This is a genomic window from Dermacoccus sp. BD5 (assembly GCF_044878485.1).
GTDB lineage: Bacteria > Actinomycetota > Actinomycetes > Actinomycetales > Dermatophilaceae > Dermacoccus > Dermacoccus nishinomiyaensis.
On record NZ_JANJER010000026.1, the window covers coordinates 1 to 22,118 of the forward strand.

The window sequence follows — 22,118 nt, forward strand, 5'->3', positions numbered from 1 at the left end:
AACCTGAGGACCGTCCAGCACCTCATCGACTCGGAAGGCCTGGGCGTGGTCGAGGCCGCAAAGACGGTGGGCTGGTCGAAGGCCACCTACTATCGCCACCGGGCGGCGCAGGCCGGTTCGTAGGAGCCCGTCGTCGGCTCCCCGTGCTAGAGTCGAGTCATCACGATCAGCCCGTTGCCGCAAGGCGCGGGCTGATTTTCTATCTGAAGGAAGCTCGTGGTCGAGTACACGAAGGAGTGGCTTCCGCTCGACCAGCAGGTCGAGCGGCTGATCGACCGCGGCCTCGCGGTCGACGACCCAGAACGAGCGCTCCGACTGCTGCAGTCGATCGGCTACTACCGACTCACCGGCTACCTGTACCCCTTCCTCGAGGCCGAGGAGTACACCGACGACGGTCGCGAGCGAACTCGGGTACTGAACAGGTATCTGCCCGGCACCGCGCTTCACCATGCCGAGACGATCATCGACTTCGACCGCCGACTGCGGATGCTGGTCATGGAAGGCGTCGAGCGCATCGAGGTCGCGGTGCGGATGCAGGCGGGGTACGTCCTCGGCAGGTCCTCCGCGTTCGCCCATGAGGACCCGGCGGCCTTCGACGACTCGTTCACGAAGGCGGGCACGGACAGCCGCGATCCGCAGCCCAGCTCGCACGTGAAGTGGCTGCAGCGCGTCAAGGATCGGCGGGACGGGTCCGACGAGCAGTTCGTCGCGCACTTCCGGGAGAAGTACGACGATCGCATGCCGGTCTGGGCCCTCACCGAGCTCCTCGAGCTCGGACAGCTGTCGAGCCTGTACAGGGGAATGCTCCAGCCGGATGCCGAAGAGCTCGCCCTCGCGTTCGGCGTCCCGAGGAAGAAGCTCATGGCCAGCTGGCTCGCCAGCCTCAACTACGTGCGCAACGTGGCGGCCCACCACTCGCGGCTGTTCAATCGGAAGCTTCAGAACGCGCCGTCGCGTCCTGCTTCAGGGCTGGTGTCGATGCTCGATCACCTCCGTGCGCCGGAAGCGCCGAAGAAGGACTTCGGCACCTACAACGCGCTGGCCGTGATCGCCTACCTCCTGCTCACGGTCGCCCCGGAGTCCGGGTGGCCTCGCCGGCTAGCCGAGCTGCTCGAAGCGTTCCCAGCGTCGCACGCCCTGACGGTCGGATCGATCGGCGTCCCCGACGGCTGGGAGTCGCTGGACCTGTGGCGGTGAGCTCGACGCCGATCAAGTCTCGTAAAGGTGCTTGTTGAGACAGGGGCAGTGAGACAGAGTTCTGAGACCGAGGCCCCCGCATGACTGCGGGGGCCTCGTCTCGTCCCGTCAAGGAGATGTCTTCGAGACGCGTCTTCGGAGCACCGCCGAAACCTGCCATTGTCGACGCTGCATCTTCGATGGGACGCGAAAGCAGTCAAAGAACGGTCGCGCTGCTGTCTCGCATCCGCGATGCACACTAGCGAGCGGTACGGCAACGGCGGCGGGGCCGTGCAACCACAGAGCACGCGGCCCCGCCGCTGATGACTGGTCCTACCCAGAAACGTCCGGCCGGAGTTCAGCCCTGCTGGTAGGCGATCGTCGTCATCATGCCGGCTCCCCCGTGGTAGACGTTGTGGCAGTGGCTGAGCCACCGGCCGGGGTTGTCGGCGTCGAACTCGACGCGGAGCGTCTTGCCGGGCAGGACGATCGAGGTGTCCTTGCGGGGCCCGCCTCCGGGATGCTGGTAGGTGTGGCCGTGCAGGTGCATCGGATGCCACATCTTGGTCGAGTTCTTGAACTCCAGCGCGACGCGCTCGCCCTCCTTGAGGCCGAGGGCGTCGCGCATGGGCTGCTCCATGTCCATGCGCTTGCCGTTGATCGCCCAGTCGTACTTCTCCATGCCCCCGGTCAGCTCGAGGACGAGTGTGCGGTCGGCGGCGCGCTGGGGCAGGGCGACCGCATCGATGGCCTTGAGGTCGGCCGCGGTGGCGGGAGCCTTCGTCTGCGGGAGCTTCGCGTCCTTGGCCGGGGCGCTGCCGGATCCGGTGCGCAGGACGGCGACGGCCTGGTCCTGCTTCCCAAGGGCCTCGGCGACGACGGCGAACGCGCCGTCGCCGGCGGTGATGACGGCGTCGTAGCGCTCGCCCATGCCGAGCACGACGCTCTCGGCCTCGAACGGCTGGATCGGGTAGCCGTCGGTGTGGGTGATGGTGAGCGGGTGCTCGGCGACGCCGAACCGGAAGGCGGTGTCGCCGCCGGCGTTGATGATCCGCAGTCTGATCTTCTGGCCCGGCTTCGCGGTGAAGGTCTCCGGGTCGGCCGCTGGCCTGCCGTTGATCAGGTAGAGCGGATAGTAGACGTCGCCGGCGTCGCCGCCGAGCAGCGGCGAGGTCGCCCCCATCAGGGTGTTGCCCATCCGCATCGGCCCCATGTCCATTCCGCCGTGGTCCATCATGCCCTTGCCGAGTTCCTTCATCACCTGGTCGGGCGTCGCGATGACGCCGTCGAGCCAGTCGTCCAGGACGATGATCCACTCCTGGTCGTAGTCGCCCTTCTCGTTCGGGTCGTCGATGATCAGCGGGGCGTACAGGCCGCGGTCCTGCTGGACGCCGACGTGCGGGTGGAACCAGTAGGTCCCGGCGTGCGGGAGCACGAACTCGTAGGAGAACGCGCCGCCTGGCTCGACCGGCTTCTGCGTCAGGTTCGGCACGCCGTCCATGTCGTTGCGCAGTGCCAGGCCGTGCCAGTGCACGGTGGTCGGGTCGGGTAGATCGTTGGTCAGGGCGACCTTCAGGGTGTCGCCGATGTTGCCGCGGATCGGCTCGGTCGCCGACGCGCCGGTGAACGCCCAGGTCTTCGCCTCCTTCCCGGCCAGGTCCACGGTGGTCGGCTCGGCGGTCAGCGCACGCTGCACGGTTGTGCCGGTGCGGCGGCGCTTGGATTCGGCCTTCTCGACGGCGGCGCTGTCGGGCCCGACGAACGAGGTCGTCTTGCTGGTGGAGGTGCAGCCGGCGAGGCCTGCGGCGGTGAGGGTCAGTGCGCCGGCGGCGAGGAACTGGCGGCGGTTCAGGTCGGTGTGCATGGTTGAACGGTGTCCTTCTGTGTCGATGGTGAGCGGTGCCACGGGCATCGGCCTGGACGCGCTCGACGACCACGGGTGATCGGATGCGCAGGCTCGAGGGCTCTCGGGAGAGGGGTCAGCGCCATCTGGGCGCGATGCCGTCGCAGATGCAGGGCAGGCGCATGGGCATGCCCCGATGGGCAGGAGCGCCGCTGGGGGGCGCTCCCCGCTGCTCACGTTCGATAGATCGACAGTTCCAGGTGCGACAGCGCTAATCGGCGGGGCGTCTGGAGAGGCGGCACCGGCTCGGGCGCGCGGCCGAGCTCGGGCAGGGTCGCGGCGAGCGGGGCCGGAAGGACGGGGATGCTCTTGCCGGTCGGCCCGGGGACGCAGGTGGAGCCTGAGCCGCTGCTCATGGCACCCGCGCAGCCGCCGGAGCCGTGGACCATGCCATGCGATCCGGACGTCGACGACGAGGGGGCGACGGCCGCCTCTGCGGTCAGAGCTGGCGTCGCCGGGGCGGAATGCTTCATCGAGGCCATGGGGGCGCTCATGGCCGTGGCCCCGGCACCGTTGGCCAGCGAGTGCATTCCGAGGAGGCCGGCGATCAGCAGGGCCGCGAGGACGAGGAGCTGCAGCCGGTGCCGGCTGCGGCGGGGTTCGTCGGTCGCGGTCTCCACGCTGCACAGCATACCCCGGTGGCGTATCCCGTCTCCAAGGGAGGATCCGTCGGCGAGGCGCACCCCCCGCGTTGCGGGAATACCCGGCAGGGGTATACGGTTACTCGTACGCGGTACCCACTGGGGGTATCTCTGCTGAGGAGGCATTCGATGGCTGCGAACGAGTACCAGGTGACGGGCATGACCTGCGGGCACTGCGAGATGTCGGTCCGCGAGGAGGTCATCGGGATCCCCGGCGTCGAGGACGTCGAGGTCAGCGCGCAGACCGGCAAGCTCGTCGTGTCGGGCTCCGGCGAGATCGACGACGCGAAGGTCCTGGCCGCCGTCGAGGAGGCCGGCTACACGGCCGTGCGCGCCTGACGACACCACCACCAGCGCGGCTCACGCTCCCCGTCGACCCCGACGGCGGCGGGGGCGGAGCGCGCACCACTGACCGCATCGGCGACATGACCGCCCCTGCGCACGAACCGGACGTCTCAAAGCCCGGAGAAGAAAGGACGCAGAGGATGACTGCACCAGCGCCGCTCAGCACGGACGCCGGCATCGAGCTGGAGATCGGCGGGATGACGTGCGCCTCGTGCGCGAACCGGATTGAGCGCAAGCTCAACAGGCTCGACGGCGTCACCGCGTCGGTCAACTACGCCACAGAGAAGGCCAAGGTCACCGTGCCCGCGGGCTACGACCCGCAGCTGCTGGTCGCCGAGGTCGAGAAGACCGGCTACACCGCCGCCCTGCCCGAGCCCCCGGACGCGAAGACCGATGACGCCTCCGACGGAGGCGCGGACGCCGACCCTGAGCTGATCTCTCTGAGGCAGAGGCTGATCGGGTCGATCGTGCTCACCGTGCCGGTGATCGCGATGGCGATGATCCCTGCCCTGCAGTTCACCTACTGGCAGTGGGCCTCGCTGACCCTGGCCGCGCCGGTGATCGTCTGGGCGGGCTGGCCGTTCCACAAGGCCGCATGGACCAACCTCAAGCACGGCACCGCGACGATGGACACGCTCGTCTCGATGGGCACCTCGGCGGCGTTCCTGTGGTCGCTCTACGCCCTGTTCCTCGGACACGCCGGCATGCCGGGCATGAAGCACCCGTTCGAGTTCGCCCTGGCCCGCTCCGACGGCGCGAGCAACATCTACCTCGAGGCGGCCGCCGGGGTGACGATGTTCATCCTCGCCGGCCGCTACTTCGAGAAGCGCTCCAAGCGCCAGGCCGGTGCCGCGCTACGCGCCTTGCTCGAGCTCGGCGCGAAGGAGGTCTCGGTGCTGCGGGACGGGACCGAGATCAAGATCCCGACCTCCGAACTGGCCGTCGGCGACGAGTTCGTCGTCCGGCCCGGCGAGAAGATCGCCACCGACGGGACGGTCGTCTCCGGCAGCTCCGCGGTGGACGCCTCCATGCTCACCGGCGAATCCGTGCCCGTCGAGGTCGGCGAAGGCGACCCGGTCACCGGGGCCACCGTGAACGCCGGCGGCCGGCTCGTCGTCCGGGCGACCCGCGTCGGCTCGGACACCCAGCTGGCGCAGATGGCCAAGCTGGTCGAGGACGCCCAGTCCGGCAAGGCCGCTGTCCAGCGGCTGGCCGACAGGATCTCCGGAGTGTTCGTCCCGATCGTCATCGCCATCGCGCTCGTCGCCCTGGCGGCGTGGCTGATCTCCGGGGCCGGCGTCTCGACGGCGTTCACCGCCGCGGTCGCGGTTCTCGTCATCGCCTGCCCCTGCGCCCTGGGCCTCGCCACCCCGACCGCACTGCTGGTCGGCACCGGCCGCGGCGCGCAGCTGGGCATCCTGATCAAGGGCCCCGAGGTCCTCGAATCCACCCGCAAGGTCGACACCGTCGTGCTGGACAAGACCGGCACCGTCACCACCGGCAGGATGACCCTGGTCGACGTGATCGCCGAGGCCGGCACCGACCGCGCCGAGCTGCTCCGCCTGGCCGGGGCCCTGGAGGACGCCTCCGAGCACCCGATCGCCCAGGCCGTCGCCAAGGGCGCGGTCCAGGAGACCGGCCAGCTCCCGACGCCGGAGGACTTCGCCAACGTCGAGGGCAAGGGCGTGCAGGGCGTCGTCGACGGCCACGCCGTGCTCGTCGGCCGGGAGTCCCTGCTGGCCGACTGGTCCCAGCACCTCTCCCCTGACGTCGCCGCCGCCAAGGCCGCAGCCGAGGCCGAGGGCAAGACCGTCGTCGCCGTCGGCTGGGACGGGCAGGCCCGCGGCGTCCTCGTCGTGGCCGACACGGTCAAGCCCACCAGCGCCGAGGCGATCCAGGGCCTGAAGGGCCTGGGCCTGACCCCGGTGCTGCTCACCGGAGACAACGAGGCCGTCGCGAAGCGGATCGCCGCCGAGGTCGGCATCGACCAGGTCATCGCCGAGGTCCTGCCCAAGGACAAGGTCGACGTCGTCGCCCGCCTCCAGGGCGAAGGCAAGGTCGTCGCGATGGTCGGCGACGGCGTCAACGACGCCCCCGCCCTCGCCCAGGCCGATCTGGGTCTGGCGATGGGCACCGGCACCGACGTCGCCATCGAGGCCTCCGACATCACTCTGGTGCGCGGGGACCTGCGGGCCGCCGTCGACGCGATCCGGCTGTCCCGCCGGACCTTGGGCACCATCAAGGCCAACCTGTTCTGGGCCTTCGCCTACAACGTCGCGGCCATCCCGGTCGCGGCGCTGGGCATGCTCAACCCCATGCTCGCGGGCGCGGCGATGGCGTTCTCATCCGTCTTCGTCGTCGGCAACAGCCTCCGCCTGCGCGGATTCCGCAGCGTCACCCCGCACTGACCCGCACAACCACCCACCCGAACTGAACTGATCGCACGAGAGGCATCCGACGATGACGAACGACTCCCACGCCCACGCCAGCTGCTGCAGCACCTCCAGCGCCGCGAACCCGGCGGTCGACGCCGAGGGCCGCGAGAACCTGCTGAGCGGCAGCGACGACATGACCACCTGCCCCGTCATGGTCGGCAGCCGGGTCAGCAAGACCGCGGCCGAGGCGGCAGGCCTCTTCCGCGACTACCGAGGCCAGCGCTACTGGTTCTGCTGCGCCGGCTGCGGGCCGGCCTTCGACGCCGACCCCGCCAAGTACGCCGCCGCCATGGCGTAGTCCGAGCACCGGATCGGAGCGCCCGGATAGACGCTCCGGCGGACCAGCAGGATTGCGATATACCCCACCGGGGTATATGGTCGGAGATGGACAAGGCAACGAACAGGAGACCACATGCGCAAGCGCCTCACCATGACCCTCGCAGCAGGAGTGCTCGGCGGAGCACTCCTGCTGACCGGCTGCAGCTCCGGCGACCAGGACCCCTCGAAAGCCGGCCCGCACCACGGCGGCAGCAGCTCGACGAGCTCCCCGGCCAGCAGCGACGGCGGGATGGACCACTCCTCGATGGAGCACCCGATGGACGGCGGCCCAGCGCCCGCCGGCATCGAGAAGGCCGCCTCCCCCAAGTACCCGGTCGGCACCCAGGTGATCCTCACCGCCGACCACATGATGGGCATGGACGGCGCGAAGGCCACGATCGTCGGCGCGTACGACACCTACACCTACGCGGTGAACTTCACGCCCACCACCGGCGGCGAACCGGTCAAGGACCACAAGTGGGTCGTCCAGCAGGAGATCAAGGACGCCGGCAGCAAGCAGCTGGCCGACGGCACCGAAGTCACCCTGGAGGCCGAGCACATGAAGGGCATGAAGGGCGCGAAGGCCACCATCGCCTCCTCCACCGACGAGACCGTCTACATGGTCGACTACGAAGCAGGCGGCATGAAGATGACCAACCACAAGTGGGTCGTCGAGAGCGAGATCAAGCCGGCCTCCTGAGCCGGCCACCACCGCAGAGCAGGGCCCGGACAAGGGAAGCAGCAATGACAGACCCGAACGCGCATCAGCACCACCACGGCGACACCGCAGACGCGCCCGCCCACAGCGGGCACGCCGTCGCGACCACCGCGCCCGGCCACGGGGAAGATCCGCACGCGGGGCACGCAGGCCACGTCGCGCACCAGGGGCAGCACGGAGACCACGCCGGTCACGGCGGTCATGGAGGCCACGGGGACCACGTCGGCCAGTTCCGTCGGCTGTTCTGGATCAACCTCGTCATCGCCGCCCCGGTGGTGGGGCTCTCGCCCATGTTCGCCATGCTGCTCGGGTACTCCGTGCCCGGCTGGGCGGGGTGGGTCGCAGCGGTGCTCGGCACCGTCATGTACGTCTGGGGCGGCAAGCCGTTCCTCACCGGTGCCTGGAGCGAGCTGAGGAGCCGCAAGCCGGGGATGATGCTGCTGATCGCGCTGGCGATCACCGTGGCGTTCTTCGCCTCCTGGGCCGCCACCCTCGGGCTCGTCCACCACGAGCTGGAGTTCTGGTGGGAGCTGGCGCTGCTGATCGTCATCATGCTGCTGGGGCACTGGATCGAGATGCGCTCCCTGGCCCAGACCACCTCCGCGCTCGACTCGCTTGCCGCCCTGCTGCCCGACGAGGCCGAGCGCGTCGAGGGCGACGACATCGTCAAGGTGGACCCCGCCGAGCTTCGCGTCGGCGACGTCGTCATCGTCCGCCCCGGCGGCAGCGTCCCCGCCGACGGCACCGTCGTCGACGGCCACGCCGACATGGACGAGTCGATGATCACCGGCGAGTCCCGGCCCGTCGCCCGCGGCGAGGGCGACCCGGTCACCGCCGGCACGGTGGCCACCGACTCCGGCCTGCGGGTCGAGATCACCGCCACCGGCGACGACACCGCCCTGGCCGGCATCAACCGGCTCGTCGCCGAGGCGCAGGGCTCCTCCTCCCGCGCTCAGCGCATCGCCGACCGCGCCGCCGCCTGGCTGTTCTGGTTCGCCCTCGGCGCTGCCCTGATCACCGCGATCGTCTGGACGCTGGCCGGGTCCCCCGACGACGCCGTGGTCCGCACCATCACCGTGCTCGTGATCGCCTGCCCCCACGCCCTGGGCCTGGCGATCCCGCTGGTCGTCTCCATCGCCACCGAGCGCGCCGCTCGCGGCGGCGTCCTGGTCAAGGACCGCCTCGCGCTGGAGTCCATGCGCCAGGTCGATGCCGTGCTGTTCGACAAGACCGGCACCCTCACCAGGGGCGAGCCCACCGTCACCGGCGTCGAACCGACCGGAGACCTGGACGCCAACCAGGTCCTCGCCCTGGCCGCATCGGCCGAGGCCGACAGCGAGCACCCGCTCGCCCGGGCCATCGTCGCCGCCGCCAAGGACCGCGGCCTCGCCCTGCAGCAGGCCACCGGATTCTCCTCCTCGCCCGCCGTCGGCGTCACAGCGACCGTGGCCGGCCACGAGATCCGCGTCGGCGGCCCCCGGCTGCTCGAGGAGACCGGCCAGCACGAAACTGAATCCGCAGAAGCCTGGCGCGGCGAGGGCGCGATCATCCTGCACGTCCTGCGCGACGGGCAGGTGATCGGCGGCCTCAAACTCGCCGACGAGGTCCGCCCGGAGTCCCGCGACGCCGTCGACGCGCTCCACGAACTGGGTGTCGAGGTCGTCATGATCACCGGCGACGCCGAGGCCGTGGCGAACGAGGTCGGCCAGGAGCTCGGCATCGACCGCGTCTTCGCCGGCGTCCGCCCCGAGGACAAGTCGGCCAAGGTCGCCCAGCTGCAGCACGAGGGCAAGAAGGTCGCCATGGTCGGCGACGGCGTCAACGACGCCCCGGCGCTGGCCCAGGCCGACGTCGGCATCGCCATCGGCGCGGGCACCGACGTCGCCATCGCCTCCGCCGGCGTCATCCTGGCCAGCTCCGACCCCCGCTCGGTTCTGTCGGTCACCCAGCTGTCGAAGGCCGCCTACCGGAAGATGAAGCAGAACCTGTGGTGGGCCGCCGGGTACAACCTGATCTCCGTCCCGCTGGCGGCCGGCGTCCTCGCACCCGTCGGCTTCGTGCTGCCGATGTCGGTCGGCGCGATCCTGATGTCGCTGTCCACCGTCGTCGTCGCCCTCAACGCCCAGCTGCTGCGGCGCATCGACCTCACCCCCCAAGCCAGCACCCGCTCGATCCTGGAGCGTCAGAAGTGAAGGACACGCCCATGACACTCGACACCACCACCGACACCACTGACAGCACCGGCACCGCCAGCCCCGGCACCGAAGTCGCCGCCGCCGCGGCCCACCATCACGGCTACATCAGCGACAAGGACCGCTACCTGACGCGCATGAAGCGGATCGAGGGCCAGGCCCGCGGCATCGCCAAGATGATCGACGACGAGAAGTACTGCATCGACATCCTCACCCAGGTCTCAGCGCTCACCCGAGCCCTGCAGGGCGTCGCGACCGGGCTGCTCGACGCCCACCTCAAGCACTGCGTCCTCGACGCCGCCAAGCTCGGCGACGACGACGCGGCGATCGCCAAGATCCAGGAAGCCACCGACGCGATCAACCGCCTCGTCCGCTCCTGAGGCTCACGAGCAGCGCACCCGCGCACACGAAGGAGAAGGACCCATGCCCCGTTTCGCCCCGCTGACCGCGGAGACCGCCGTCGGCGCGTCCCGGGACCTGCTCGGCGAGCTCGTCGAGCGCCACGGCACCGTGGGCGACATGGTCTCCACGATGGCCCACTCCCCGGCCGTCCTCGGCGGCTACCTGCAGCTGAGTAGAGCGATGCGCCGCGCCAAGCTCGACCGGAGAATCAGCGAGCTTCTCTCCATCGCGGTGCAGGCGCAGCAGGGCTGCGGCCTGTGCCTCGACGCCCACGTCGCGGCCGCCCGCTCCCTGGGCGTCGCCGAGGAGGAGATCAGCCTCGCCCACCAGGGCACGTCGAGCAATCCCGCCATCTCGGCCATGATCCGGCTCGGGCGGCAGGTCTATCGGGAGCCGACCTCCGTCACCGACGAGCAGATCGACCAGCTCCGCGCGTTCGGCTACAGCGACCGCGCGATCGCCGACGTCGTCGGCGTCGTCGCGCTCAACATCCTCACCGGCGCGTTCAACCTCGTCGCCGGGCTGGGACCCGAGGACCAGCACTGACGCCCGAGGGCATTCTCTTCGGCGACCCGACTGTGCACGGGGCCTTTCGACCGGCGGGTGCGGGCCGCGTCGTCGGCCTCGCACCGGCTGGCCTGGCAGCGGGAGCCGTGCTCGCAGCAGTCGCCCTGGCCTCGGCCAGAGCGGGGTCTGGCGGTCAGCTCCCGGGTCGGATTGGCATGTCGCCGGTGTTTGCCGAATACTTGTCCGGGGCCACGGCGTGCTCCGCGGCACTCTGGGGCCACCGAATCGAGCGGAAGGCGGGAAGGCAGTGCAGCGTTTCCTGAGCATCGCGCGCCGCTTCTCGCCGGTGCTCGCGGTCCTCACCGTCGCAGCTCTGCTGATGCTGCAGCCGCCGGCTCGCGCCGCTGACCATTTCTCGATGTCTGCGTCACTGGGCACCGCCGCCGCCGATGCCGGCGCTGCCGAGATGGCGACCGGCCATTCCCCGGAGAACAGCGCTCCCATTGTGGTCCACGGCCAGTTCTCGACCAAGAACGTCGGTGACCAGCAGGCGGCCGCGGCCGCCGGCCATTTGTCCATGGGGACCGTGTCCTCCGGGATGGGCATGGCGTCGGGCTGCGGCCCGGACTGCGGCTCGCCGGCGAGCCCGTCCCCGGGTCCGATGGACTGCGTCGCAGCGGGCTGCCTGATCCTGCTGGTGCTGCTGGTCGGGATCGGAGGCCTGCGGCCGGCAGCCCGCGGAGGCGGCTGGTCGCTTCCGCGCCCATCACGGCGCACTCTTATGGAATCGTTGGTCCTCCGCTGCTGGGCTCGCCCTCCGCTGAGCCTCGCCGAGCTGTCGATCAGTCGCACCTGAGCCGGTCGCAGGTCCATCCGCGCCCGTTTCGGGGCAGCAGACATGCAGCCGTGGCCGTTCCCAGCCGGAGAACCGGCAAGTAACCACGGACCCGGCAAGTAACCACGGAACCTGTGGGCGGGTGTGCCGACCCGCGACGCTCGCGACGCCCCGGCGTCCATTCTCTGACGACTCCTTTGACAACTCGCGACGACCCCACCGGCTGGAGTTGAGCGGTCCATGCATCCTCGGCGACGTCGGGCACGTCTTCCCCGGTGGCCGTCGACCATCCCAGCTGAGAGACCCATGACCAAGAACCAGAAATCATCCACTAAGTCTTCGAAATCGTCGCCATCGCAGCGCTCGACCGGCGGGCGTACGGCCAGCAGCCGGTCCGCGCGGGACCGGCTGCGGCAGATGCAGCTCCAGGAGGCCAAGGCCCGACGGGCGCGACGGCTGATCACGGGTGCCGCGATCGCTGTCGTGGTGCTGGCCGTCGCCGCCGGAGCGGTGGTCATCGCCAGCCTCCAAGGCGGTGGATCCGACGGCCCCACCGGCGGGGCTGCCGCCGCGGGGCGTCGGGACCTGCCGCCATGGTCGCTGCCCGCCAACACCTCTGACGCGGCGAAGGCCGTCGGCCTCCGAGTCGGCCCGATGGAGGGAACGGCGGCCCACTTCCACTCCCACCTCGACATCAGCGTCAACGGGCAGCCCATCGCCGTGCCGGCCAACATCGGCGTCGACCCCGCTAGCGGCCAGATGTCGGAGCTCCACACCCACGACGAACGCGGCGTGCTGCACGTCGAGGCCCCCACCGCCGACGGCCGCTACACCCTCGGCCAGGTCTTCACCGAGTGGCAGGTCCGCCTCGACGCCGAAGGCATCGGCGGACTGGACAACAGCAACACCGACAGCCTGCGCGCCTACGTCGACGGGAAGCGATTCCAGGGAGACCCCGCCACGATCCAGCTCACCGCCCACCGGCAGATCTCACTGGTCTACGGGCCGCGAGACGCCACCGACGACCCGGCGGCCAGCTACGCGTTCGAGCAGGGCGAGTAGACGATGCCAGCGAGAGGACCACAGACCGCGGCCCGGACCGTTGCGCTGGCCGCCGCCGTGCTGAGCCTGGGGCTGGCCGCGGGCTGCACGAAGTCCATAGACCCCGCCTCGCCGTCGAAGGACGGCTCCGCCGGGCCGGCCTCCGGTGTGGTGTGCAGCTCTATCAACCCGGACAGCGCAAGCCCGCCTCGACCGCCGAAGGGCCCGACGTCAGGACCGGCGGGAACGTGACCACCGACCATCCCGGCAAGGTGGTCGTGGTCAACGTGTGGGCGTCCTGGTGCGGGCCCTGCCGCAAGGAGGCCCCCGACCTCGCCGCCGCGAGCCGTGACACGGCCAAGACGGCCCGGTTCGTCGGCCTCAACATCCGCGACGACCGCGAAGCCGCGCAGGCCTTCACCCGCGCCTTCAAGACCCCCTACCCGAGCATCTTCGACCCCGAGGGCAAGCAGCTGGTGAAGTTCTCCGGGCAGCTGTCCACCACGGCCATCCCGACCACCCTGGTGATCGACCGCGCAGGGCGCAGCGCTGCCCGCATCACCGGACCCGTGGATCGCGACACCCTCGCCGCGCTCATCACCGACACCGCCAACGGCAAGTAGCCGACCGGCCCCAGGCATCGACCAGCGCTGCGGCCGGCCCGGGAGTCGACAGACCACGAGAAAGGAAATCTGGTGCTCGAGTCACTGGGAAGCTGGGCCGCGCAGACGGTCAGCGGGGCGATGCCATTGGCGTTGCCGGTCGCGTTCCTGGCCGGCCTCGTGTCGTTCTTCTCGCCCTGCGTGGTGCCGCTGCTGCCGGGATATATCTCCTACGCAACCGGCCTGTCGGCCGCCGAGATCGTGGCCGCTCGACCGCGGACGAGGATGTGGCGCGCGCTGGCGGGGACCGTCTTGTTCGTCGCCGGCTTCGGCGTCGTGTTCGTCGGCAGCGCCACCCTGGCCGGGGCTCTCGGCGGCATCGTCCTGCGATGGCAGGGACCCCTCACCCGCGCGATGGGCGCGATCATGATCGTGCTTGGCCTGATCTTCGCCGGCCTGGTCCGCTTCGGCCAGCGCGACCTACGGCCCACCCGGCTGCCTCGGGTCGGCCTCGCCGCTGCTCCGCTGGTCGGTCTCGTCTTCGGCCTGGGATGGACGCCCTGCACCGGCCCGACGCTCGGCGCGGTGCTGACGATGGCGCTGAACGCGGGCAGCGCGGCCAAGGGCGCATGGCTGGCCGTGGCCTACACCCTCGGGCTCGGCGTGCCGTTCATCGTCGCAGCGGTGGCCTTCCAGCGCATCAGCCGTGCCGTCGCCTTCCTGCGGGCCCGGCAGGAACTGATCATGCGGATCGGCGGCCTGTTGATGATCGCGACCGGGGCGCTGATGATCACCGGCGTTTGGGGCTGGCTGATGGGCGTCATCCGGCAGGTCGTCAGCGGATTCGTCACCGTGATCTGACCGCGTTCCGAGCCCGACCCGCCGGCTCGCCGCCCCGGGCTCGGGCAGGTGAGGTGATGACTGCTGGCCGCGGCACCCTTGCCGCGATGGGCAGCAGGAGTCATGATCGGCAGCTCCGGCATCGACCACCCGTGCGGGCAGCCGCGTTGCCTCTCACCAAGTGAGGGCATCAAGTGAGGGCGCGTCATCTGCGTTTCGGTGTCAGGCCGCAGACCCCGTGACCCGCACCGCCATCTCGTCCACGTTCGGCATGCGCTCCTTCACCGACGCCTCCGCCTCTGCCGCCACGCGGTCGGCCTCGGCCAGGCTCAGCGACCGCGTGCGCAGCAGGGCGTCGCCGTGCAGGCGATGGCCGACCCACCGCAGCCGCACCTGCTCCACCGACTCGACCTCGGTCAGGTGCTCCAGGGCGTGCTCGGCCCGGTCGAGGAGCTCGGGCTCGATGCCGTCCATCAGCCGCCGGCCGACCGATCGGACAGTGCCGACCAGCAGCACCGCGATCATCGCCGAGATCAGCAGCCCGACGATCGGGTCGGCCAGCGGGAAGCCCAGCAGCACGCCGATCCCGCCGGCGACCACCGCCAGCGAGGTGAACCCGTCGGTCCGGGCGTGCACGCCGTCGGCGACCAGCGCGGCCGAGCCGATCTTCCGGCCCACGCGGATCCGGTACACCGCGACCGCCTCGTTGCCCAGGAACCCGGCGATCCCTGCGGCGATCACCCAGCCGATGTTCTCCATCGGGCGTGGGTTGATCATCCGGTCGATCGCCTCGTAGGCGGCCACGATCGAGGACAGCGCGATCATCAGCACGATGAACAGGCCGGCGAGGTCCTCGGCCCGGTTGAAGCCGTAGGTGTACTTCCGCGTCGCGGCCCGCCTTGACAGTGCGAACGCGATCCACAGCGGGATCGCGGTGAGCGCGTCGGAGAGGTTGTGGATCGTGTCGGCCAGCAGCGCGACCGAGCCGGAGAAGGCGACGATCACCGCCTGCACCACGGTGGTGGCGATCATGATCACGAGGCTGATCTTCAGCGCCCGGACGCCCTCTGCGTTCGCCTCCATCGCGTCGTCGATCGAGTCCGCGGCGTCGTGGGAGTGCGGCACGAAGATCCCGTAGAGGAATCCCTTGAGTCCCGTCGGGTGCGAGTGGCCGTGGCCATGCCCATCGCCGCGATCATGATCGTGGTCGGGCTCATGGTCATGATCGTGCCCGGGCTCGATTTCGACGGCGTCGTGCGGATGGGCGTGGTCGTGCCGGGTCATGCTCGTTCCCGTTCCTGGTGGTGGTGCGCCGGGGGCTGGCCCTGCGCAATGGAGTGCTCGGCCTGGAAGATCGCGTCGGACACCAGCTGCGAGGCGTGCTCGTTCTCCAGTCGGTAGAACACCCGCTGCCCCTCCTGCCGGGTCGACACGATCCGCGCCATCCGCAGCTTCGCCAGATGCTGCGACACCGCCGCCGGGGACTTGTCCACGATGTCGGCCAGATGGTTGACCGACACCTCCCCGCTGCCGCGCAGCGCCAGGATGATCCGCACCCGCGTCGCGTCCGCGAGCAGCCCGAACACCTCCACCGCCAGCTCCACGAACGGCGAGTCCGGGTCCAGCCCGCACATCTGCTTATCTGCGTCCATGCGCAGATTATCGCATGACCGATGCGTCAGCGCATCCTGTATGGTCATCGCATGATGACCATTCTTGCTCGGACCGCCGAGGGGTCTCGATCATGACGCGCGTCCCGCCGCTCCTTCTGGCCGCCGGCGCGGCCGCGGCTCAGGGGCTGATCGCGCGGGGGTCGGCGAGCACCGCGCTGTCGCGGGCAACGGCTGGCGCGATGGCCGCGGCATCGGCAGGGCTGCTGCTCTCATCGACCACGGCGTTCCGACGCCGGGGCACGACCGTCGACCCCCTCGCCGTCGACCGGGCAGAGGCGCTGGTCACGACCGGGCCGTTCCGCCTCACGCGGAACCCGATGTACACGGTCATGGCCGGGCTGCTCCTCGCCCACGCGGCCCTTCGCCGATCGTGGGCGGCGCTCCTGCCCGCCGCCGGCTTCGTCGCCCTGATCGACCGGATCCAGATCCCGGCGGAGGAGAGCGCCCTGCGGGAGAAGTTCGGTGCCGCCTTCGACGCCTATGCGGCCGCGGCTCCCCGCTGGATCGGCCCGCCGACCTTGCCGTCTGGTCAGTGATCACTGTATAGTTCAGCGTGTGCTGACTATTGCTTCGCGTCTCGACGTCATGAACCGGCTCGGCCGGGCCATGGCGGACCCGACGCGCTCCCGGATCCTGATGTCCTTGCTCGACGGCCCGAGCCACCCCGCCGTGCTCTCGCGCGAGCTCGGGCTGACGCGCTCGAACGTGTCCAACCACCTGACCTGCCTGCGCGACTGCGGGATCGTGGTCGCCGAGCCCGAGGGCCGTCAGACCCGCTACGAGATCGCCGACCCGCACCTGGCCGCGGCGCTGACGGCGCTGGTGGACGTGACGCTGGCCGTGGACGAGAGCGCGCCGTGCATCGACCCGCAGTGCTCGGTGCCGGGCTGCTGCGCCGCGACCGGCTCGGGGGACGCCTCGTGAGCGCCGCCTGCGGCTGCGACGAGCCGACCACCAGCTCATCCGAGGAAGCCGAGGAGACCGAGCGCCCTTGGTGGCGCGACCCGGGACTGGTCGTGCCGATCCTCTCCGGCGTCGCGTTCGGCACCGGCCTGGTGCTGGAGTGGTCGGGGCTGCACGTCGCGGCGCTGGTCGCGTTCTGGGCGGGGCTGCTGCTGGGCGCGTACACGTTCGTGCCCGGCGCGCTGCGGAACCTGGTCGTCAGGCGGAGGCTGGGGATCGCGCTGCTGATGACGATCAGCGCCGTCGGCGCGGTGATCCTCGGCTACGTGGAGGAGGCCGCCGCGCTGGCGTTCCTCTACTCGATCGCCGAGGCCCTGGAGGACAAGGCGATGGACCGCGCTCGCGGCGGCCTGCGCGCGCTGCTCAAGCTCGTGCCGGATACCGCGACCGTGCTGCGCGACGGGGCCTCGGTCGAGATCCCGGCGAAGGAGATCGCCGTCGGCGACGTGCTGCTGGTCCGCCCGGGCGAGCGGGTCGCGACCGACGGGACTGTCCGGTCCGGCCGCTCCAGTCTGGACACCTCGGCGATCACCGGCGAGTCGATCCCGGTCGAGGTCGCCCCCGATGACGCGGTGTCGGCGGGCGCGATCAACACCGCGGGTGTGCTGGAGGTCGAGGCGACCGCGGCGGGCACCGACAACTCGCTGACCACCATCGTTGAGCTGGTCGAGCAGGCCCAGGCCGAGAAGGGCGAACGCGCGCGCATCGCCGACCGGATCGCCCGCCCGCTGGTGCCCGGCGTGATGGTCCTCGCCGTCCTGGTCGGCGTGCTCGGCTCGCTGCTCGGCGACCCCGAGACCTGGATCACCCGCGCCCTGGTCGTCCTCGTCGCCGCCAGCCCGTGCGCGCTGGCGATCGCGGTGCCCGTCACCGTGGTCTCCGCGATCGGGGCGGCGACGAAGTTCGGCGTCGTCATCAAGAGCGGTGCCGCCTTCGAGCGCCTCGGCGGCATCCGCCACCTCGCCGTGGACAAGACCGGCACCCTGACCCGCAACCGGCCCGAGGTCACCGCCGTCGTCGCCGCCGACGGCTTCGACGACGCCCAGGTGCTCGCCTGGGCCGCCGCCGTCGAGCAGCACTCGACGCACCCGCTGGCCGCCGCCATCGCCGCCGCGGGCCAGGCAGCCCCCGCCGCGCAGGACGTGGCCGAGGAGGCCGGGCACGGCATCGGCGGCCTGGTCGACGGCCGCCGGGTGACGGTGGGCAGCCCCCGCTGGATCGACGCGGGGGCGCTCAAGGCCCGGGTCGAGGACCTGGAGGCCGAGGGACAGACCTGCGTGCTCGTGGCCGTCGACGGCCGCCTGGCCGGGGCGATCAGCGTCCGCGACGAGCTGCGCCCCGAGGTCCCCGAGGTCGTGCGCACGCTGCGGGCCCAGGGCGTCGAGGTGAGCATGCTCACCGGCGACAACGCCCGCACCGCGCACGCGCTCGCGCAGCGCGCCGGGATCGGCGACGTGCACGCCGAGCTGCGGCCCGAGGACAAGGCCCGCATCGTCGCCCAGCTCTCCGAGGCCTCGCCCACGGCGATGATCGGCGACGGCATCAACGACGCTCCCGCCCTGGCCGGGGCGACCGTGGGCATCGCGATGGGAGCGACCGGCTCCGACGCCGCGATCGAGTCCGCCGACGTCGCCTTCACCGGCCACGACCTCGGCCTGATCCCGCAGGCGCTGCGCCACGCCCGCCGCGGCCGGGCGATCATGAACCAGAACATCGTGCTGTCCCTGGCGATCATCACCGTGCTGCTGCCCCTGGCCATCACCGGCGTGCTCGGCCTGGCCGCGGTCGTCCTCGTCCACGAGGTCGCCGAGGTCGTCGTCATCGCCAACGGGCTGCGCGCCGCGCGTGCCCGCAAGCCTCAGGCAGCGGGCTGATGCGGGCGAAGGACGCGGTCCGCGGGTCCACTGCCCGGATCGCTCATGGTCCGAGGCGGACGCTCCTGGTAGCGGGGACCTTCCTGCTCGGCGGTTTGGTCGTCCTGGTCGACCAAGGGACCAAGGCATGGGCTGAGGCCACCCTCTCGACGCAGGAGCGCATCCCGCTCGTCGGCGAGCTGCTGGGACTCCAGCTGGCGTACAACCCCGGTGCGGCGTTCTCCTTCGGCGAGGGCTCGACCTGGGTGTTCGCGCTGGTCGCTGTCGCGGCCGCGGTCGCCGCGGTCGTCTTCGCGTTCCGTGTCCGGCGTCTTCGGTGGGCGGTCGTGATCGGTGCCGTCGGCGGTGCGGCGGCCTCGCACGCCGGGGACCGGCTCTTCCGCGCCCCCGGCTTCGCCCGCGGCCACGTCGTGGACTTCCTGGCCTACGGCGACTGGTTCATCGGGAACGTCGCCGACATCGTCATCGTCGTGGGCGCGGTCACCGGGGCGTTCCTGATGCTCCACGACGGCTCATCGCCAGAAGACTCCCCGAGTTCTTCGGCACGGCTCAGTTCCGAAGAGGCTGGCGAGCGGAGCTGACGACGGCTGCCGAGCCGCAGACAGGATTGAGAGGAGAAGATGTTGGAGATCACGCTGCAGTACTTCGACGGGTGCCCGAACTGGGAGGTGATCGACCGGCGGCTCGCCGAGGCCCTCGACGGCCGATCGGACGTCCGCGTCGCGCATCAGCGAGTCGAGACCGCCGACGACGCCGCCCGCCTCGAGTTCCACGGGTCCCCGACCGTCCTCGTCGACGGCGTCGACCCCTTCGCCGACGAGCACACACCGGTCGGGCTCGCCTGCCGGGTGTTCCGCACTCCTGCCGGGCTGGCCGGGTCGCCGACCGTCGATCAGCTGCGCGCAGCCATCGGTCGCGCGCCGACGTCGGCGGTGACGGGGCTCGAGTCGCCGGTCGGACCGCTGGGCGGGCTGCCGATCGCCTGCGCGCTCGCGCCGACCGCGGGCAAGCAGCAGCTCGAGAGGTGGCGAGCCTTCGACGACGACTACCTCCTCGAGGTCGAGCGCGGAGAGGCCAGACTGGTCGTGCACTACGCCCGGACCGGCGACTCAGCGCGGCGGCTGCGCGATCTGGTCGCGACCGAGAGCGCCTGCTGCTCGTTCGTCGACTGGCAGATCGACGACGACCACGCCGACCTGCGCCTTGTCGTCACCGGCACCCCTGAGCAGCTCGCTGGTCTCAGCATCGGCTAGGTAGGTGCTCGGGGCCAGCCGCTGGCCGCGGCGACGCCGATGCGCCACCAGCATCGTCGTCCCGGTTTCTCAGGCAGCTCGGCGCAATCCGCGCGTGGACGGGCCGCGTCCGGGTACGGGACCGGATGGCCGAACAGTCGCTGACCGTGTTGCCGGGAGGAACGAATCCTGATGGACGTCCTGAGCGCAGCCGTCGACGCGCTGGCGATGGCCGGCTCGATGGGCTGGCAGATCCTCTGGCCCCTCGGGCTCGGCTTCACGCTGTCCGGCGTCATCCAGGCGGTGGTGCGCAAGGAGCGCGTCACGCAGCTGATGGCCGACGACTCGCCGAGATCGATCGCGGTCTCCGCACTGTTCGGCGCGGCGTCCTCGTCCTGCTCCTACGCCGCGGTCGCGCTGGCCCGGGCGCTGTTTCGCAAGGGCGCGGACTTCGCGGCGGCGATGGCCTTCGAGATCGCCTCGACCAACCTGGTGCTCGAGCTCGGGCTGGTCCTGTGGTTCGTGATGGGCTGGCAGTTCACCGCCGCGGAGTTCGTCGGCGGCCCGATCATGATCGTGCTGGTCGCGCTCGGATTCAGGCTCTGGATGCGCGGCCGGATCGTCGAGGCGGCGCGGCGGCAGGCCGAGCAGAGGCTCGCCGGGTCGATGGAGGGCCACGCCGCCATGGACATGTCCGTCCAGGGCGACGCCGGATTCTGGGCCCGGCTGCTCTCCCGGGACGGCGTGACCGCGGTCTCGCGCTACTTCGTGATGGACTGGGCGGCCGTGCTCCGCGACATCGTGCTGGGCCTGCTGATCGCCGGCGCGTTCGCCGCCTGGGTGCCCAAGGCCTGGCTGCAGGCAGTGTTCTTCACCGAAGACCCGGTCGCCTCGTTCGTGCTGGGCCCGCTGATCGGGCCACTGCTGGCCGTGATCAGCTTCGTCTGCTCGGTCGGGAACGTGCCACTGGCGGCGGTGCTGTGGAACGGCGGGATCAGCTTCGGCGGCGTGGTCAGCTTCCTGTTCGCCGACCTGATCATCATCCCGATCATCCTCATCTACAAGAAGTACTACGGCTGGAAGGCCACGTCCCGGATCTGCCTGGTCTTCTACGCCGCAATGGTCATCGCCGGGTACGCCGTCGAATTGATCTTCGGCCCGCTCGGCATGGTCCCGCACGACCGGAGCCTGGCGGTCGCCGAGACCGGCATCAGCTGGAACTACACCACCTGGCTGAACATCGCCTTCCTCGCACTCGCCGCCGCCCTGCTGACCGTGTTCCTCCGCACCGGCAGTATCGGCATGCTGCGCATGATGGGCGGCTCCCCGGAGCCGGCCGGGCGCGGCGACTCTGCCTCGCACAGGCAAGAATGATCAACGGCCGACCAGTTCCGAGGTGCCGGCCGGCCCCACTCATGCGGTCGCCACACTTGGTCGCCGCTTTCCGGCGCACTCGCGGCGTGGACGGATCAGCTGTCGTGCGCCCGCGCCGGCTGATACCGTCCCGGGGGCCGTGTCCGACCAGTCCCGCAGGCCCGGCTGCTGCACCGCGAGGATGACCCCGAAACCCGATCGTAGGCAAGGCACAGGACCGACCGCCCGGCGAGGAACTTGCCCGTCCCGCGGACGAACGCCAGGCCAGCCGTCCGCAATTCAGGCAGGGGGGCCTCATCTCGACGCTGCGACGGTGTCGAGTCCGCTTCTCACAGCGAGGGAGTCGGCACTATCGCAGGTCCGGGCCGGCACTACCGATCTGAGCCCCGTCCCGCCTGCGTCGTCTCGGTATCACCACGGCCGTCACGTGCTGCGAGGACGGCCAGGTATCGGTTATACGCGGCCAGTTCGGGGTCCCCACTCCGATCGGCGTCGCGGTCGGCTGAAGCGGACCTGGCAGAGTCGTAGCGGTACCATCGCCACACCAGATATGCGACGATCGCGGTGGCGGGTCCCTCGCCGTAGGACCAGGCAAGCCCGCCGGCGATCTGCTGGTCGGCGACAGGATCGATTCCCCAGGACCGTGGGGGTGCGGCGAACGCGGCGACCACGGTCGTCGGTGTCATCATGATCAGCACGCCGAAGAACGCGTGCAGGGCCATCTCGGCGAAGACGTCGAGCATCCGGCCGAGATGGGTGGGGTGGACCGGCCCCGGTCCGACCGTGAGGATCGGGACGGCGAACAGGACCCCTGCGGCCAGGAAGCCGATCTCGAGGCCGTTGTGGCCCGCCCAGGTCCCGAGGAGCCGGGAGCCGAGGTCGCTGAGGTAGAGGCCGTAGTAGGTGAGCAGGAATAGCGGGATGCCGAACGCCGGATGCAACATGATGCGGTGCGGCCGGGAATAGACGATGGCCGTAACCGTGCGCAGCAGCCCACCGAACGACCCACGATGCGGGACGGCTCGCAATGTCAGTCGGAACGGGGCA

Annotated in this window: 23 protein-coding genes; 18 read left to right on the plus strand and 5 right to left on the minus strand. The window is 70.6% G+C overall.

The window, feature by feature from the left end; all coding sequences use genetic code 11:
* The first annotated feature begins 216 nt into the window (after positions 1-216).
* The gene (locus NQ706_RS13095; RefSeq protein ID WP_038566154.1) at positions 217-1,197 is read left to right on the plus strand and encodes an Abi family protein; all 981 of its coding nucleotides are present in this window, start codon (positions 217-219) and stop codon (positions 1,195-1,197) included.
* Positions 1,198-1,534: 337 nt separating this feature from the next.
* Here the strand turns inward: NQ706_RS13095 and NQ706_RS13100 are convergent, their stop codons facing one another.
* Both NQ706_RS13100 and NQ706_RS13105 read right to left on the minus strand, forming a co-directional pair.
* Complete coding sequence (locus tag NQ706_RS13100) at positions 1,535-3,040, minus strand: multicopper oxidase family protein (RefSeq protein ID WP_038566151.1); 1,506 nt, start codon at positions 3,038-3,040, stop codon at positions 1,535-1,537.
* 212 nt (positions 3,041-3,252) lie between these two features.
* Entirely contained in the window at positions 3,253-3,699 is a 447-nt protein-coding gene (locus NQ706_RS13105) for a DUF6153 family protein (RefSeq protein ID WP_129358159.1), read from the minus strand.
* Positions 3,700-3,849: 150 nt separating this feature from the next.
* Between NQ706_RS13105 and NQ706_RS13110 the strand changes: the two genes are divergently transcribed.
* The 11 genes from NQ706_RS13110 to NQ706_RS13160 all read left to right on the plus strand — a co-directional run bounded on the left by NQ706_RS13110 (position 3,850) and on the right by NQ706_RS13160 (position 13,976).
* Positions 3,850-4,059 carry a heavy-metal-associated domain-containing protein gene (locus NQ706_RS13110; protein WP_038566147.1) on the plus strand — a complete coding sequence of 70 codons (210 nt, stop codon included), beginning with the start codon at positions 3,850-3,852 and terminating at the stop codon, positions 4,057-4,059.
* Between the two features lie 146 nt (positions 4,060-4,205).
* Positions 4,206-6,473: a cation-translocating P-type ATPase gene (locus tag NQ706_RS13115; RefSeq protein ID WP_038566134.1), complete on the plus strand. Its 2,268-nt coding sequence runs from the start codon at positions 4,206-4,208 to the stop codon at positions 6,471-6,473.
* Between the two features lie 52 nt (positions 6,474-6,525).
* Positions 6,526-6,798 (plus strand): YHS domain-containing protein, encoded by a 273-nt coding sequence (locus NQ706_RS13120; protein ID WP_006944982.1) that lies wholly within the window; start codon positions 6,526-6,528, stop codon positions 6,796-6,798.
* 114 nt (positions 6,799-6,912) lie between these two features.
* Positions 6,913-7,518 carry a YdhK family protein gene (locus NQ706_RS13125; RefSeq protein ID WP_006944980.1) on the plus strand — a complete coding sequence of 202 codons (606 nt, stop codon included), beginning with the start codon at positions 6,913-6,915 and terminating at the stop codon, positions 7,516-7,518.
* A gap of 44 nt (positions 7,519-7,562) precedes the next feature.
* Entirely contained in the window at positions 7,563-9,728 is a 2,166-nt protein-coding gene (locus NQ706_RS13130) for a heavy metal translocating P-type ATPase (protein ID WP_038566131.1), read from the plus strand.
* 11 nt (positions 9,729-9,739) lie between these two features.
* The gene (locus NQ706_RS13135) at positions 9,740-10,108 is read left to right on the plus strand and encodes a metal-sensitive transcriptional regulator (RefSeq protein WP_171969963.1); all 369 of its coding nucleotides are present in this window, start codon (positions 9,740-9,742) and stop codon (positions 10,106-10,108) included.
* Positions 10,109-10,151: 43 nt separating this feature from the next.
* Positions 10,152-10,676: a carboxymuconolactone decarboxylase family protein gene (locus NQ706_RS13140; RefSeq protein ID WP_038566125.1), complete on the plus strand. Its 525-nt coding sequence runs from the start codon at positions 10,152-10,154 to the stop codon at positions 10,674-10,676.
* Between the two features lie 268 nt (positions 10,677-10,944).
* The gene (locus NQ706_RS13145; RefSeq protein ID WP_038566122.1) at positions 10,945-11,493 is read left to right on the plus strand and encodes a hypothetical protein; all 549 of its coding nucleotides are present in this window, start codon (positions 10,945-10,947) and stop codon (positions 11,491-11,493) included.
* A 285-nt stretch (positions 11,494-11,778) separates the two neighbouring features.
* Complete coding sequence (locus NQ706_RS13150) at positions 11,779-12,534, plus strand: hypothetical protein (protein WP_196826333.1); 756 nt, start codon at positions 11,779-11,781, stop codon at positions 12,532-12,534.
* 152 nt (positions 12,535-12,686) lie between these two features.
* The gene (locus NQ706_RS13155) at positions 12,687-13,136 is read left to right on the plus strand and encodes a TlpA disulfide reductase family protein (RefSeq protein WP_051805394.1); all 450 of its coding nucleotides are present in this window, start codon (positions 12,687-12,689) and stop codon (positions 13,134-13,136) included.
* 72 nt (positions 13,137-13,208) lie between these two features.
* A complete protein-coding gene (locus NQ706_RS13160) occupies positions 13,209-13,976 on the plus strand; it encodes a cytochrome c biogenesis CcdA family protein (protein WP_235181970.1) in 768 nt (255 codons plus the stop codon).
* A 201-nt stretch (positions 13,977-14,177) separates the two neighbouring features.
* Here NQ706_RS13160 and NQ706_RS13165 read toward each other — a convergent pair whose 3' ends face one another.
* Together NQ706_RS13165 and NQ706_RS13170 are read right to left on the minus strand one after the other, a co-directional pair.
* Complete coding sequence (locus tag NQ706_RS13165; RefSeq protein ID WP_038566119.1) at positions 14,178-15,239, minus strand: cation diffusion facilitator family transporter; 1,062 nt, start codon at positions 15,237-15,239, stop codon at positions 14,178-14,180.
* Positions 15,236-15,607, minus strand: coding sequence for a metalloregulator ArsR/SmtB family transcription factor (locus NQ706_RS13170; protein WP_099049768.1), 372 nt, complete (start codon positions 15,605-15,607; stop codon positions 15,236-15,238). Before NQ706_RS13170 ends, NQ706_RS13165 begins: the two co-directional genes overlap by 4 nt.
* Positions 15,608-15,699: 92 nt before the next feature.
* Here NQ706_RS13170 and NQ706_RS13175 point away from each other — a divergent pair, with 92 nt between their 5' ends.
* The 6 genes from NQ706_RS13175 to NQ706_RS13200 all read left to right on the plus strand — a co-directional run bounded on the left by NQ706_RS13175 (position 15,700) and on the right by NQ706_RS13200 (position 21,071).
* A complete protein-coding gene (locus NQ706_RS13175) occupies positions 15,700-16,164 on the plus strand; it encodes an isoprenylcysteine carboxylmethyltransferase family protein (protein ID WP_038566116.1) in 465 nt (154 codons plus the stop codon).
* Positions 16,165-16,183: 19 nt separating this feature from the next.
* The gene (locus NQ706_RS13180) at positions 16,184-16,552 is read left to right on the plus strand and encodes a helix-turn-helix transcriptional regulator (RefSeq protein WP_038566113.1); all 369 of its coding nucleotides are present in this window, start codon (positions 16,184-16,186) and stop codon (positions 16,550-16,552) included.
* Positions 16,549-18,465, plus strand: coding sequence for a cation-translocating P-type ATPase (locus tag NQ706_RS13185; protein ID WP_038569906.1), 1,917 nt, complete (start codon positions 16,549-16,551; stop codon positions 18,463-18,465). Before NQ706_RS13180 ends, NQ706_RS13185 begins: the two co-directional genes overlap by 4 nt.
* Positions 18,465-19,046, plus strand: a complete 582-nt coding sequence (locus NQ706_RS13190) for a signal peptidase II (RefSeq protein ID WP_029144369.1) — start codon at positions 18,465-18,467, stop codon at positions 19,044-19,046. Before NQ706_RS13185 ends, NQ706_RS13190 begins: the two co-directional genes overlap by 1 nt.
* A 39-nt stretch (positions 19,047-19,085) precedes the next feature.
* Positions 19,086-19,718, plus strand: coding sequence for a hypothetical protein (locus tag NQ706_RS13195; protein ID WP_311197648.1), 633 nt, complete (start codon positions 19,086-19,088; stop codon positions 19,716-19,718).
* Positions 19,719-19,889: 171 nt separating this feature from the next.
* Positions 19,890-21,071 carry a permease gene (locus tag NQ706_RS13200; RefSeq protein ID WP_038566106.1) on the plus strand — a complete coding sequence of 394 codons (1,182 nt, stop codon included), beginning with the start codon at positions 19,890-19,892 and terminating at the stop codon, positions 21,069-21,071.
* Between the two features lie 371 nt (positions 21,072-21,442).
* On the opposite strand, the gene NQ706_RS13205 is transcribed toward NQ706_RS13200, so the two are convergent.
* On the minus strand, positions 21,443-22,118 hold a 676-nt coding region (locus NQ706_RS13205; protein ID WP_404361069.1), incomplete at its 5' end, for a cytochrome c oxidase assembly protein.